The sequence below is a fragment of the Vibrio sp. 10N.222.52.C3 genome, assembly GCF_041474195.1.
In the GTDB taxonomy this organism is placed as follows: domain Bacteria; phylum Pseudomonadota; class Gammaproteobacteria; order Enterobacterales; family Vibrionaceae; genus Vibrio; species Vibrio crassostreae_C.
Window position 1 is genome coordinate 1 of the sequence record NZ_JBFRTQ010000044.1, and the last position, 13,712, is coordinate 13,712.

14 protein-coding genes are annotated in these 13,712 nt (G+C 44.3%); 5 read left to right on the forward strand and 9 right to left on the reverse strand.

Features of this window, described 5'->3' with window-relative positions:
* Positions 1-266 precede the first annotated feature (266 nt).
* Entirely contained in the window at positions 267-950 is a 684-nt protein-coding gene (locus AB4517_RS08275; RefSeq protein WP_372148186.1) for an SH3 domain-containing protein, read from the reverse strand.
* Between the two features lie 96 nt (positions 951-1,046).
* On the opposite strand from AB4517_RS08275, the gene AB4517_RS08280 reads away from it, so the two are divergent.
* A complete protein-coding gene (locus AB4517_RS08280) occupies positions 1,047-1,622 on the forward strand; it encodes a hypothetical protein (protein WP_371721746.1) in 576 nt (191 codons plus the stop codon).
* A gap of 269 nt (positions 1,623-1,891) precedes the next feature.
* Positions 1,892-2,134, forward strand: a complete 243-nt coding sequence (locus AB4517_RS08285; RefSeq protein ID WP_017062621.1) for a hypothetical protein — start codon at positions 1,892-1,894, stop codon at positions 2,132-2,134.
* A gap of 169 nt (positions 2,135-2,303) precedes the next feature.
* Here AB4517_RS08285 and AB4517_RS08290 read toward each other — a convergent pair whose 3' ends face one another.
* Positions 2,304-2,762, reverse strand: coding sequence for an Lrp/AsnC family transcriptional regulator (locus AB4517_RS08290; RefSeq protein ID WP_017062622.1), 459 nt, complete (start codon positions 2,760-2,762; stop codon positions 2,304-2,306).
* A 149-nt stretch (positions 2,763-2,911) separates the two neighbouring features.
* Between AB4517_RS08290 and AB4517_RS08295 the strand changes: the two genes are divergently transcribed.
* Both AB4517_RS08295 and AB4517_RS08300 read left to right on the forward strand, forming a co-directional pair.
* Positions 2,912-3,841: a DMT family transporter gene (locus AB4517_RS08295; protein WP_017064490.1), complete on the forward strand. Its 930-nt coding sequence runs from the start codon at positions 2,912-2,914 to the stop codon at positions 3,839-3,841.
* A 158-nt stretch (positions 3,842-3,999) separates the two neighbouring features.
* Positions 4,000-4,464, forward strand: coding sequence for an exoribonuclease R (locus tag AB4517_RS08300; protein WP_372148187.1), 465 nt, complete (start codon positions 4,000-4,002; stop codon positions 4,462-4,464).
* A gap of 49 nt (positions 4,465-4,513) precedes the next feature.
* On the opposite strand, the gene AB4517_RS08305 is transcribed toward AB4517_RS08300, so the two are convergent.
* The 5 genes from AB4517_RS08305 to AB4517_RS08325 all read right to left on the reverse strand — a co-directional run bounded on the left by AB4517_RS08305 (position 4,514) and on the right by AB4517_RS08325 (position 8,915).
* The gene (locus AB4517_RS08305; protein WP_372148188.1) at positions 4,514-5,887 is read right to left on the reverse strand and encodes a sensor histidine kinase; all 1,374 of its coding nucleotides are present in this window, start codon (positions 5,885-5,887) and stop codon (positions 4,514-4,516) included.
* A 66-nt stretch (positions 5,888-5,953) separates the two neighbouring features.
* A complete protein-coding gene (locus AB4517_RS08310) occupies positions 5,954-6,685 on the reverse strand; it encodes a response regulator transcription factor (protein WP_372148189.1) in 732 nt (243 codons plus the stop codon).
* Between the two features lie 81 nt (positions 6,686-6,766).
* Complete coding sequence (locus AB4517_RS08315) at positions 6,767-7,447, reverse strand: spondin domain-containing protein (RefSeq protein ID WP_017072230.1); 681 nt, start codon at positions 7,445-7,447, stop codon at positions 6,767-6,769.
* Positions 7,448-7,456: 9 nt separating this feature from the next.
* A complete protein-coding gene (locus tag AB4517_RS08320) occupies positions 7,457-8,164 on the reverse strand; it encodes a spondin domain-containing protein (protein WP_372148190.1) in 708 nt (235 codons plus the stop codon).
* A 409-nt stretch (positions 8,165-8,573) separates the two neighbouring features.
* Positions 8,574-8,915, reverse strand: coding sequence for a YggL family protein (locus AB4517_RS08325; RefSeq protein ID WP_008219317.1), 342 nt, complete (start codon positions 8,913-8,915; stop codon positions 8,574-8,576).
* A 254-nt stretch (positions 8,916-9,169) separates the two neighbouring features.
* Here AB4517_RS08325 and AB4517_RS08330 point away from each other — a divergent pair, with 254 nt between their 5' ends.
* Positions 9,170-11,197, forward strand: coding sequence for a PhoX family phosphatase (locus AB4517_RS08330; RefSeq protein ID WP_372148191.1), 2,028 nt, complete (start codon positions 9,170-9,172; stop codon positions 11,195-11,197).
* Between the two features lie 256 nt (positions 11,198-11,453).
* Here AB4517_RS08330 and AB4517_RS08335 read toward each other — a convergent pair whose 3' ends face one another.
* Complete coding sequence (locus AB4517_RS08335; RefSeq protein WP_017064486.1) at positions 11,454-12,074, reverse strand: LysE family translocator; 621 nt, start codon at positions 12,072-12,074, stop codon at positions 11,454-11,456.
* Positions 12,075-12,256: 182 nt separating this feature from the next.
* On the reverse strand, positions 12,257-13,543 hold the full coding sequence (locus AB4517_RS08340; protein ID WP_004731392.1) for a DEAD/DEAH box helicase: 1,287 nt from the start codon (positions 13,541-13,543) through the stop codon (positions 12,257-12,259).
* Positions 13,544-13,712: the final 169 nt, after the last annotated feature.

Here is a 13,712-nt window from a genome sequence, read left to right on the forward strand (position 1 = left end):
AGATAAGCCTTTGTAAATACGAGATAAATCTATATCTCTCAGCTTGTTTCAAGAATAATGCAATGTGGGAATTTGAAATGATTGATCACGAGAATAATAACAAAACTATTATTAGAAATTAATAAATGGTTCCTAATGATTCTATATGAGCTTCAATATAATTAACGTTCTAAATGGGGACGATGAGCATTATGAATAGACAAAAAAGCCCACTCAATCTATGAGTGGGCTTAAGTAAATAGCATTAATAAATTGAGCGTGGGATCTTACTTCGTAAATATTTCATTTGTATTTACATCAAGATAAATTTTGTTTTCAAGGGACAACCCACCACAATAAATAAAATAGACATCTCGATTGCTGTACTTAACAGATTTCACCCATCCGCCTAATTCTTCAAAATCACTTGGGGCACACTCCCCCTCAGAGATCAGTTTAGCCACCGAATTACGGAATTTTTCTTGATGGATCTTGAGGTCATCAGACTTAACCAAATAGGAATCCAATATCTCTTTGCTTTCTTTTTTCAAAATAATGACTTCATCATTCGATAAGCCTGACATAGAGACCCATTCCGCCGTCTGTGGGCCGCCTTCTTTAAGGACTATATAGTCTGAGATACGTGCCCATTCGCCTTGTTTCTCGAGTACCACCACCTTTTCCCCTTTATAGAGGTAATCTGTTATCAAGCCATCAATTTCAGGTTGCTCGACCACTTCAAGCTTTCTCTCCAAAACGTAAAATTCCGTCTGCTCGGGTTCAGGCTGAAGATCCATGATGGGTACAAGGTCAGATTCAGATTGCTCGGTAGCTTCTAACGCCGGCTCTTCCGTTTTCTCTTGTGGGATTGGGTCTTTATTCATGACTAAGAAGTAGTATGCCGCTCCTCCCCCTCCGCCCAATATCAACAACACAAGTAAAGCGATCAGCGCTTTTTTCATCAAATCCACCAGCTCTTCCGTTATAGGTATGTCTCAAGTGTACATCAACTCATGCTGCTGCTCATCTATACTCTCAATAGAGCGCACGGTAAGTAGAGGAAAGTCATGAGTTTTTGGGGGAAAGTTATCATTGTAAGCGTAACTTTGAGTGCCAATGTCGCTCTAGCGAATCATTGTGACCGTGAAAACTGGCAAACACTGTTGGATCGTCAGCTCTCTTTTGAAGGTCGCTATAGTCAGTACACCAAAGAGTTCAACCAAGTTCTTTCAACCTATGAGTCACAGACATTGTTATCTAAACACTTTAATGAAAAGCAGATCATTGAGCTTTGGGCAAAGTACGAAGAAAGGTTTAATGTGCAGCTCAATAGTCATATGAATACCGCGTATGACGTCTCCGAGGTTTTGCTACAACAGGCGTATTTTGTGTCTAGTGAACTTGAAGGCGCTGACTCTCTAGCGTATTCATGGCAAGCCGTCGCCAAACACTGCACCAAAGCAAAACTCCCACGCCAGGCAGAAAGCGCGCAGGTGCACGTCCAAAGCTCACAATCACTCTCCCGAGATCTCCATACACTCAGTGAAAAATTCCGTCAGCTGTCTTCAAAATACCGCAGAGAAGCGACGATGATTGATGAAGCGCGCCACATAAACCAACCAGCAAACGATGCATCAAACTGAAATCACCATTAGATTCTCTCACTCGTTCGACTGGACTTTTCCGATAAATATGCTCAATCCCATTCATAATATTCTAAGAACTCGTTAATCAAAGCTTTATCAATAGGTTGTAAAAGTAATGTGCTATCTATCAACAATGAAGTTCAATTTCCGACCAATGCAAGCGAGTATGTGAGATATTCATCACAAAATAGATTTACAAACGCCAGAAAATTGTTATCATGAATCTTCATATAACTTAATAACAAGAAATATTTTGGCTAGGTAATATGCAAAAGACTATGGCTTTCAACTGCTTGAGTAACACGGAATGGACTGCAGAGATAAGAGGTAAACTTTTATCTGTAGCTAAACACATGGAAGAGTTCGGTTCAGTAAGTGAGCTAGAGCTATGTAAGATATTTGGAGAGACAATTTGGAATGACGGCGTGGATTATCATTCACATGCTTTTTCATTCAGAATTAATGCACAAACTGGGGATTGTTCAATCTCTAACTTTAAGTATCACTAAGTTTTGCACCTATCATATACGGAGTACCTTTCACGAGGTGCTCCGTTTTTTATTGCCTGAAGCCTGACACTTAATGGATGATTTTTGATATTGACCGCGCTTCTACTTCAGGAGTAAACCATTTCGTTTTCAGCTCATTCTGCCTTCGTGTTACTGCTCAGAGTTTGGCTTAATCGGTATAAATTGGCAGTGGTGCATTGCCTTTTACTTGTCTTATCGCAAGGTGGGTATGAATATCTTTCACGTTAGAGAGCCTTTGAAGTTTTCTTGTAAATGCCTCGTAGGCCATCAAGTTCGGGCTAACCACTTCTAGCAAATAGTCATAAGCCCCAGATACAACGTGGCAACTGATCACCTCTTCCATCTCTACAACAGCCGCCTCAAACTTATCTATCGACACTTCTTGGTGGTTGTTTAGGCTCACCTCAACAAACACACTCATTGCGATGCCGACTTGTTCTCGTGACAAGCTCACACGATAACCGTCAATAATGCCCTTTTCTTCTAGCCTTTTGACTCGTCTTGCACAAGGCGAAGGTGATAAACCCACTTCATCAGCAAGTTCAGCCGTGGTTAACCTGCCATCTTTTTGTAGCAGTTCGAGAAGATGCCTATCAATTCTATCCATAGTAAATGCCAAACATTAGTTAAATCCGTTAATTATTTGGTGAATATTAGCAGAAATCATCAACGATAGTTCAAGTTTAGCCAAAACTTGCCAACCTGTGGCACACCAACTGTTCCATAATGAGTCATCACCCACTCTCCTTCTATATTATGAATCTTGGCTACTTATCTATTACTGTCACCCTACTCATTTGGGCGAGCTTTTTTCTTTCTCTTAAAGGCGGCGCAAATTCAGATTTAACACCTGCCGATATCGCTCTCACAAGATTTCTCATACCGGCTTTGGTGTTATTGCCTTTGATGTGGAAAGCACGCAGCGCGATTGCCGTCGTCCCTAAACGGTATCTAACGGGTATGTTTGTCGGTAGCGGATTGCCTTATCTGCTTGTTGCGGGAACGGCCATGCAGTTTGTTCCGGTCTCACATGGCAGTGCTCTTGTTCCGGGCACGCTCCCTCTGTTCGTCACAGGAATTGCGGTACTCTTTTTTAAGCAACCACTCAGCCGACACCGTGTTGTTGGTTTAGGTTTGGTTTTACTCGGTATACTGTTGTTTTTAGGAAGTAGCTTAAGCAGCTTCAACTTTGAATACACCAAAGGTCATTTATTGTTTTTATGCGGAAGCTTAATGTGGGCGATGTTCACCATCTCAGCCCGTGTCGCTAATCTTAATGCGTTAGTCAGTGCCGGTTTTATTTCTCTCTGTTCTACTTTGCTTTTACTCGTCCTAATTCTGACTGGAACCCTCCCAAGCCACCTAATGGACACACCAATCGCTAATTGGCCCTTCACGGAGCTTGCCGTTCATTCAACAGTGCAAGGCGTTGGGGCGGGTTTAATCGCTGCGTTCACTTACCTTTATGCGGTTAATACCTTAGGGGCTGAACGCTCTGCCGCTTTTGGCAGTGCAACACCCGCAGTGGCGACCTTGTTGGCGATCCCACTATTCAACGAGATTCCTGATGCGATGACTTGGCTCGCCCTTGGTTCTATTTGCATCGGCAGTTTGGTCGCGAGCAACATATTCATGAGAAACGACCAGTCGATGCAGTACCAACCGCCAAGCCACAGCAAAGCCTGATACTGCGTTCAAACCTAAATACAGTTCCCCTAAGCATCGATTTTAGGGCTTGTAGTACACAGATAAGCCCACAAACGTAGGCTTATCTAAAATCTGCTTTTTCTGAGCTCGCTTCTCCATTAAACTGTCCGACCTTTTTGCAGATCCAAGAGAACACCATGCAACGCGACTACACCTTAAATTGCTTAATCACCATGCCTCGCCATGAACTAGAAGAATTTAGTTTAAGAATGATTCATCGCCTTGTACCTGAAGATGCAATGACGGAATTGTTTACGTTCGAGCAAGAAGAAGTCACCAGCGAAGAGCGCATGCAATCAGCAAAATTTGACGCAATGCTTCGAATGACCGCTATCGCGCTTGGTGAAGTGAACCTCGCCTTCTCAGAGTCGGATAACTCGCAACAGAACATCGAGCGAATGACTCGCCTACTGCTTTGGCACTTCTACTCAATTTCTTTCAACCTTGAAGAAGCAATCGCAATCGAAGTGCACTGTGAGAAAGTAGAAAAGATCTTAAAGAACGCACCTAAAGATGCGTTTGGCTGGGTTAAAGAATTAACTGAGCTGCTTCACTTCTACGCGAAAATGAACGAAGGTAACGAAGACAGAAAAGACGCTTAACGTTACTTCTACGTAAGTACACATCGAGCTAAATCGAAGGCAGATAGAGCTATACCGAAGGCAAGTAAAAGCTTTGCTGAAAGGAGTTCTCTGCCTTTGTTGTTTCTAGCACACTGTGATGCAACATCAGTATCGACTGCGCGATCTTGGTTCCTATTCCCAAAGAACCATTCGGCGCTTCCAGTTCAACCTCATTATGAATGACCACCTTCACCCGTTTGGAATCCGCTTCAAAACCAACATCTAACGACACCACAGTGCCACTTGGGCTATGCCTCAATGCATTATCTAACAGATTCAAAATCAACCTCTCAAGCAGATCACTGTCACCCACAGCCTTGATTCCAATAGGCATATTAATGTTCAACTCAACATTTTTATGGCGATATTTGCTTTGTATCGTTTCTAAGCATTCGCTCATCAGCCCATTGAAATCGATTGAAGCGTATTGATATGTGGGTACCGGGTTATCTTTCTTGGCGCTATCTAACAGCGAATGGAGCTGTTCAGATAACTTGTTGCCATTGCGATATGCCACATCTATGAGTGGATCCGAATGTGGGTTTTGAATCCTCCACGTTTCTAGATACCCCAATACACTCGACAATGGCGTTTTCAAATCATGACTGAGCTGTAATAAGCTTTGTCTTCGATGTGACGACTGATATTCAAGTTGCAAAAATTGCTGTTGAATGTGCTTCGCCATCAACTGATACGAGCGTGCAATCGGCACCAATTCTGGTACTTGATGAATGAAGTTCGGGTCCAATCGAAAATCTTGCTCTGCTTGTTGTTGCAGCTTGTTGGTTACTGCTTCTATTGGGTTTAACAGGCTACGTTTAACCAATAGATAAGCCCCAACTGCAAAACCCAAGATAGAGATCAGCATGAGCCCCGCGAGCGCAATGTATGGCGTGTCGACCTGCGAATTGGCAATCACGGTGTGACGATTACTGCCAATCAAAACGTACAGATACCCGACGGTCGAACCTAGCTCTTCAATCGCTGCTACGGAAAACACCTTACGAGCCCCGGGATTGATCGGATCTTCCCCCAGAATCGGATAAGGCTCGTCATTTAAAAATTGTCTAATGGGTGCTAAGTCTATCTGGCTTGCCAACACAGTGCCTTCTGGCGCAGCGTGCGTCGTGATATTTCCTTGGCTGTCGAGAAAATAAATGTCGAAATCGGGACCAATCAACATCAAGGTATGAAATATGGATTTAAGGGCTTTGGGGTTGTAGTCAGTCCCTATCATCAGAGGGTTATCATCGCGCATATGAACCGCGAGCTCTTTGTGTAAGCTCTGCTTAGTTCTTTGTTCTATGGTCTCTTTTTGCCAATTATAGGTATAAGCAATCACCACACTCACGAGCAGAAACCACAAACTGGTGAACAACACTAAACGCGATTTGAAACTCATGTTCTCTCCTCGATGGCTCTTAGGTCTTACTGGCCTTTTAGTAAACTTCGGACGCGACACATAGGCCTAAGCTTTCGACTCAAACTTATAACCAACACCCCAAACGGTTTTAATGAAATCATCATCACTATTCGGCATCGCAAGCTTGGTTCTTAGACGGTTGACTGTGCTACACACGGTATGGTGATAGCCAGAGTGATGAGTATTCCAAACATGACCGAGCAGCTCGTCTTTGCTATACACACGCCCCGGGCGGGTTGCTAAGAAATGAAGTAAGGTAAACTCGGTAGCTGTCAGCGGTACGTCTTGGTTATTGAGTGACACCTGATGGCGTTCAGGTTGAATAGTGAGCACACCAAAATTCATAATCGATTCTGCTGTCACAACCTCTTGAGTCGCTGATTCGACATGGCTTAAACGGCGAAGCACGTTCCTCACTCTTGCTTGAAACTCGAGAACGCTGAAAGGTTTCGTTATGTAGTCATCAACACCGGCTTCTAAGCCTGACACCTTATCTAACTCAGCGTCTCTTGCGGTTAGCATGAGTACTGGCGTCCAATCCTCTTGCTGACGCAACATTCGACAGAAATCGAGTCCGTCACCGTCTGGTAAGCCACGATCCAGTACGATCAAATCGAAATGACCCTCTTTATAGAGCGCCTGAGCCTTTTCAATCACATTAGCTCTGATTACGTTATGCCCTTGGAACTTAAGATGCATCTGCACCAGTTCAGCCAAGTCATCATCGTCTTCAACCAACAATATGTTTGCCATCAAATTTACCGCAGCACTATTCATGATCCCTGCTCTATTCTGAGTCCGCCCACCTTTCAATTGACCGGAACAGAGCAGGAATTCTTTCATCGTGCTTTCAACCTGTTACTGAGTTCGAGTAATGGTGATTCTTGCACCGGGGTTAAGGAAACGATGATTTGCACTTAAAGTAGAAGTCGTAAGGCCATCATCTTGGCTGATTACGCCAGAGTGAAAACTCACTATATCGGTGTCGTCTCGTGTGGTATTAAAACCTTCACCACCGCCTGCTGGTCCCGGAATGGTTGCAGCAAGCTCATCGTTCAGCTCAGTTCCCGAATCCCAAACATTCATGTTCATGGTAAAGGTATCACCCACCGCTAATGACTTGAGCGATAATCCGGATTCGCCGACAAACGCATCATTGGTGTTCACCAACATGGAAGCAACTGAGATATACCCTTCTTGATTTGGGTCGACACGAATCGACACCGTGTCTTGCTCACCTGAAAGAATCAGTCCATTGCCTGAGATGCCTTGATAAACATTGGCGTCACTGTCACTGAGCGCAAGCAATTGTGCATTACTACCCCCTTCCGCCAAGTATTCCAGATCGACAGAGGCACTTTGCCCAACTTCAAACAGATCAAAATTCGTATTGTGAGTCAACACCGCGAGTGGTGACATTGGTTGATTGGGGGTGAGGTTAGTAACACTCACATCATAGCGATAGTAATCGTCGTCATCGTCCGGACAACCCGCTAACACAGCTACTGATGCAGCGATAAATAGAATTCTAGCTTTCATACATCCCCCTTACTTCACAACAATGGTGATAGTTGCAACAGGGTTTAACCATCGATGGCTACTGCTATCGAGGTCACTGATGCCGCCCGCCGCATCACCATCACCATCACCATCACCATCACCATCACCAATGTTACCTGGATGAATATGAACCTTAGCGTTTGATACTGCCGTTTCTACACCTGTGCCACCAGCGCCAAAGGTAATGAATGGAGGATTTGGCATACTACTAGCCAACTCATCATTGGCTTCAGTACCGGCATCGTAGCCATTCAGTATGGCTTTATAGGTACCTGCTTGAGTTGGGATCTTCCAGCTGTCTAATCCAACAAAGCCATCGTTGGTTGGCAATAACATCGCGCCGAGTGACAAGTAAGCCAGATCACCCGTATCAATATCGAATGTGGTCGCGACACCTGGGTCAAGAATACCGCTCGCAGGGTTTTCAACGACGACACCACCTGCATTGGCGATGACACCAGATAAGCCCGAGATGTCACCACCTTCCGCCATGGATTCCAACTCAGCAGAAGCTGCCTCCCCTGTTCTAAACATGAACAAGCTTGAATCATGAGCCGCTGCCAAGATTGGCGTAAAGTAGATTCCTTTAGTCGCATTAGTCACTGTCACCTCAAGCTGGGCTGCCTGAGCTTGAACAGCCCCAAGAGCGAACATCGCTGAACCAATCACTAAGCTGATTTGAGTACGTTTATTCATTTTGATTCCATCCTTTATTGAGTCCTTTCGAGACCGACAAATGGATAACATCTAAATACGTGTTATCTAGTCAGCCACGAACTGCGGTGTTGTTGACTCTAAGAATGGCGATCAAATCTATCAGCAACTTCATTGAATTCTCATAAAAGTCTCACAAGTTTATCCAAACTTATTACAGCCCAGATAAGTACCCATAGAGCGCTGATATTTAAGTGAAATTAGTCGCCTCGCAAAGCAAAGCAAAGCAAAGCAAAGCAAAGCAAAAGGGAAACATTAAAATAAGAATAACAAAGGATGAAAACGCAAAAAGGCCGAATCGATATACCGATTCGGCCTCTGTTTTTGTGTATTGTTGCTCGTTCTAAAAGCCGTATAGGCCTCTAAGAAAAGCTAACAGTACAACATCAATTTAGAACGCGTAGTTTGCGTCAATAAGCTCGCTTACTTCAACTTTCGTTACTTCAGCACGCGCTTCAAGCCATTGTGCAACTTGCAGTTGTTCTGCTTCAGTTACTGATCGGTAACGCTCGATAGAACATAAGAAACCTTCAAACAGCTCTAGGCCACCGCCACCAAAGCATAGACCGATGCTGTCGATGAAATCGATGAACTCATCAATGAACACATCGTATTGGTCAAAATCAGCAATCGATGTCTTGCAGCTTACTTCAAAACCCAGAATCGCGAATTCACCTAGGTATAGCTTTTTGCGTAGGCGACGATTTTTGTTTTCGATTTTATCTAATTTCATAACTGTCTCTCTTTTCATTTGATTAAGCATTTATACACAGTTCTAACCTAATCCCCAAGTGTTTTGTCTTGCATGAGAAGTGTTATGGCAAAAATCGTGCTACAGAAACAAAAGCTTAATAAAAACTATAAAAATCTGTCACTTAACTGCTTCACGATTGGTCACACATTTACCCAACTTATTAACCAATTCGTTAGTACGCGGGTAAGTCATAAATAATGAATAATAAAGTCAGCTAATAGGAAGCAGTCGCGATGAGCAAGGAAACATTTGATAGTACTCGTTTTAACAAGAGTAAAAACAAGCCCTTCGAAGAAGTTCTAGATGCAAACCTTTCAAGAAGAAACGTATTAAAAGGCGGTTTAGGCATTAGTGCAATGACGGCGTTTGGCGCGTTTGGTTTAGCAGGTCACAGCACAGCTAACGCCGCAACAATGCAAGCAACAGGCGCACAGAAAAGGACCGCAACACTTGCATTCGAATCGGTTAAAGGCTCATTGACTGACAGTGTTGTCGTACCGAAAGGCTATACAGCACAAGTATTGGTTCCTTGGGGCACGCCACTTAACAAACAAGGCAATGCTTGGTTAAAAGATGGAACCAACAACGCACAAGATCAAGCAAACGCACTGGGTATGCACCATGACGGTATGCACTTCTTCCCGCTTGATGGCAACAGCAATGACGGCTTGTTGGTGATCAACCACGAATACATCGACCAAAAAGCACTGCACGCTAATGGTCCTACATACGATGAAGGCAACCGCCCTAGCCTTGATGAAGTACGTAAAGAGATCAACGCACACGGCGTGAGTGTGGTTCGTGTAAAACTTGAAGGCAACCAATGGGTGATGGTCGATAACGATCCTCTGAACCGCCGCTACACAGGCGCGACCGTAATGGATCTGTCTGGTCCTGTTGCACACAGTGAATTTACCAAAACCAAGTTCTCACAAGACGGCAGCCAAGCTCGTGGCACGTTGAACAACTGTGGTAATGGCTACACACCATGGGGCACTTACCTAACGTGTGAAGAAAACTGGCCGGGTTATTTCGTTAACAAAGGCGAGACAACACCAGCGCAAGAACGTATTGGTATCGCTACCGACAAAACACGTTACGGTTGGGACACGCTTTCAGGTAACAAACAAGAACGCCTAGACGAATTTGCTCGCTTTGACGTAACACCAACAGGTGAGTCAGCAATGGACGATTACCGTAACGAAGCACACGGTCACGGCTACATTGTTGAAATCGACCCATACACAGCAAACTCTCGCGCTAAGAAACGTTCTGCACTGGGTTGTTTCCGTCACGAAGGCTGTACGTTTGGTAAGTTGACCGAAGGCGAGCCAATCGTATTCTACTCTGGTCACGATTCTCGCTTTGAATACCTATACAAATTTGTTTCTGAAGAGAAATGGGACCCGCGTGACGCAGAACCGAGTAATCGCCTAAGTGCGGGTGACAAGTACATGGATAAAGGCACGCTGTATGTGGCTAAGTTCAACGATGACGGTTCAGGTACGTGGCTACCACTGAATCTGAGCAGCAAGACAACAAACGGCGGCAAGCTAGGTGATTCATTTGACTCTCAAGCAGCGCTTATCATCAATACAGCGGGCGCTGCCGACCTTGTTGGTGCAACGCCAATGGATCGCCCTGAATGGTGCTCTGTTGACCCAATGACAGGTACGGCTTACCTAACGCTGACTAATAACAACAAGCGTAAAGAAGCGAACTCTGCAAACCCTCGCGTAGACAACAAGTTCGGTCATGTTATCCGTTGGGATGAAGGCAAAACGGCAGGCGAGTTCGATTGGGATATCTTCGTATTTGGTTCACCAGCAGTGGAAGACAAGTCTATTAACCGCTCTGGTCTAACAGACATGAACCAGTTCGCGAGTCCTGACGGCTTAGCGTTTGATGCTCGTGGTATTTTATGGATTCAGACAGATAATGGCGCAGACGAAGTCACTGGCTACACCAATGACCAAATGCTGGCAGTGGTTCCATCTCAATTAACGGATGACCAAGGCAACAGCGCGGTAATTGATGCAAACAATCAAGCGCAGCTAAAGCGTTTCTTTGTGGGACCAAACGGATGTGAAGTAACAGGCTTTACCATAAGCCCAGATTTCAAGTCACTGTTTGTGAACATTCAACACCCGGCAAACTGGCCATCGTCTGAAGATGCAACCGCACAAACTCAAGGCAAAGTCCGCCCAAGAGCATCTACGGTTGTGATTCGTCGAGAAGACGGCGGTGAAATCGCGGTTTAAATATACAACGCAGGCTAAGATCAGAAACATTTCTGTTATCTAGTCTCTGTTCGCTAGCTAAGTAAAATCAAAAAGAGCGATAAGGCCAAATGCCCTATCGCTCTTTTTATATTCTATGCATTCTTCGGTTTAAGTAAGAATCCGAATTTTCAAAACTCACCGTAATCCTAAGTCGTCATCATCCCACGTACGCGTCACCCTCGAGAAGGAGGAACGACTGAGTCGGGGATCTCTGCTCGTTGTAGGCTAACCAGAATTAGCTCACGAACAACCAAACACCAACGCCCATCATCAACGTACCTGCAATGCGGTTCATCAACTTAACATTGTCGGCTTTGCCCAGCATATGCTTTAAGCTCTTTCCGCCTGTCGCGTATAAGGTCATGCAAACAAACTCAGAAACCAGAATGATTGACACGAGAATGAACAACTGCGGTGCTAAGTCTTTATTGCTGTTAATAAAAGGAGGCAGCAAAGAAATCATAAACGCCCAGCCTTTTGGGTTCGCAATTGCAGTGACAAAACCTTGAACCACCAAGTCCCAATCATTGCTGACTTTTGTTGTTTGGTTGTCAGTACTGATCGCCAGTTTGCCTCTCGAACGCCACATCTGAACGCCTAAATAAAACAGGTAACCCGCACCAACAAATTTAAAGCCCGTAAATAGCCATGGGTAATTCAACATGATCGAAGCGATACCCAATACCGCGGCAATAGAAACCACAGCGACACCAGCCAGTTCACCGATCATCATCCATAATGTACGCTTGTATCCAACACTCATTCCAAGTGTCAACGCCAAAGTCATACACATACCGGGCGTGATTGACACGAAGAAAAATGTGGGAATAAAAGCCCAAAGTAGTGCGCTATCCATATTATTACCTTATCGACTTATTTTTATTTACTGGTTCTTACTTTTATTTGATGCTTCTTATTATTACGCGGGCTCGAAATGAAGCGAGGTGAAACGAAGTAGTGATGACAATAAACAATATTGCGATCAATACAAACAAAAAGAGCCACATAACAGTGGCTCTTTTTAGTCACCAACCGTAATTACTTACGACGGTTTTTAATTCGCTTCATCATAGTCAAACGACGTTCAGCGCTTGCTTGATCTTGAGGCTCTTCGTTTGCATTGTTCTTACGACCCTGACGGTTTTTGTACGCCGATTTAGTGTTCAGCTTCTCGATGTAAGCATCACGTTTCTTCGGTTCATAACCCGGTTGTTCAACACGACGAATACGTTGTTGAATCAGTGTTTCAACTTGAACAACAGTCAACTCTTCTTCGCGGTTAACGAAAGAAATCGCATGACCTTGTTTACCAGCACGACCTGTACGGCCAATACGGTGAACGTAATCTTCCGCTAGGAAAGGCATGTCGTAGTTAATTACGTGTGGTAAGTCTTCGATATCAAGACCACGAGCTGCAACGTCGGTTGCTACCATCACACGTGCTCTGCCTTCTTTGAAGTCATCCAAAGCACGACGACGAGCGCTTTGTGCTTTATCACCGTGACAAAGTACCGCTTTAATGCCGTCTAATTTAAGTTCTTTAACAACGTCATTCGCTGTTTCTTTGTAGTTCACGAACACAAGCACTTGGCGCCAGTTTTTACGGCCAATCAGCTCAGAAAGCAGTTCTGTTTTACGCTCTTGATCCACAGGGTAAACCACGTGACCAACAGTAGAAGCCGTTGAGTTTTCGCGCTCAACACTAATACGTTTTGGTTTACGTAGAATATCAACAGACAGTTGGTTTAACTGAGTAGAAGTCGTTGCCGAGAACATCATGATTTGCGGCGATGTTTCTACATCCAACATGATCTTACGAACGGCATTGATAAAGCCCATATCAAGGATACGGTCAGCTTCATCGAATACTAGAAATTCTAGGTTTGCGATAGACACGTTACCCGCTTCTAAGTGTTCTTCCAAACGGCCAGGTGTTGCAACCAAAATATCCACACCCAGTTCTAATTGACGAACTTGTGAAGACATTTTGTTACCACCGTAAACCGCTGAAACGCTTAGTTCAGTGTATTTAACGTAGTCTTTAATGTTTTGAGCGATCTGCGCAGCGAGCTCTCGAGTTGGAGCAAGAATAAGGCCGCGAGCCGTTCCTCTAGACGCCTTTTTACCGCTGTTCAAAAGGTGCTGAATAACAGGCAATGAAAATGCCGCTGTTTTACCCGTACCGGTTTGAGCAGTAGCAAAAATATCATGGCCTTTACGAGCCATTGGAATCGCTTTTTGTTGAATTGGAGTGAGTTTTTCATAACCACACTCAGTCAACGCTTTGACTAATTCAGGAGCAAAACCTTGAGAGGAAAATGACATTGTTACGGGTTCCTTAAGCAGACAGCCTACATTCTTATTTCAGCCGAGCACTATAAAGTAATTAGAGTGATTTATCTCACATTTATCGTGATATAACGCAAACTTTCTCATTTAATCTGGTGTTTACCCCACCTTCAACGAAGTAAACACCGAGATCATCAGTTCAAAC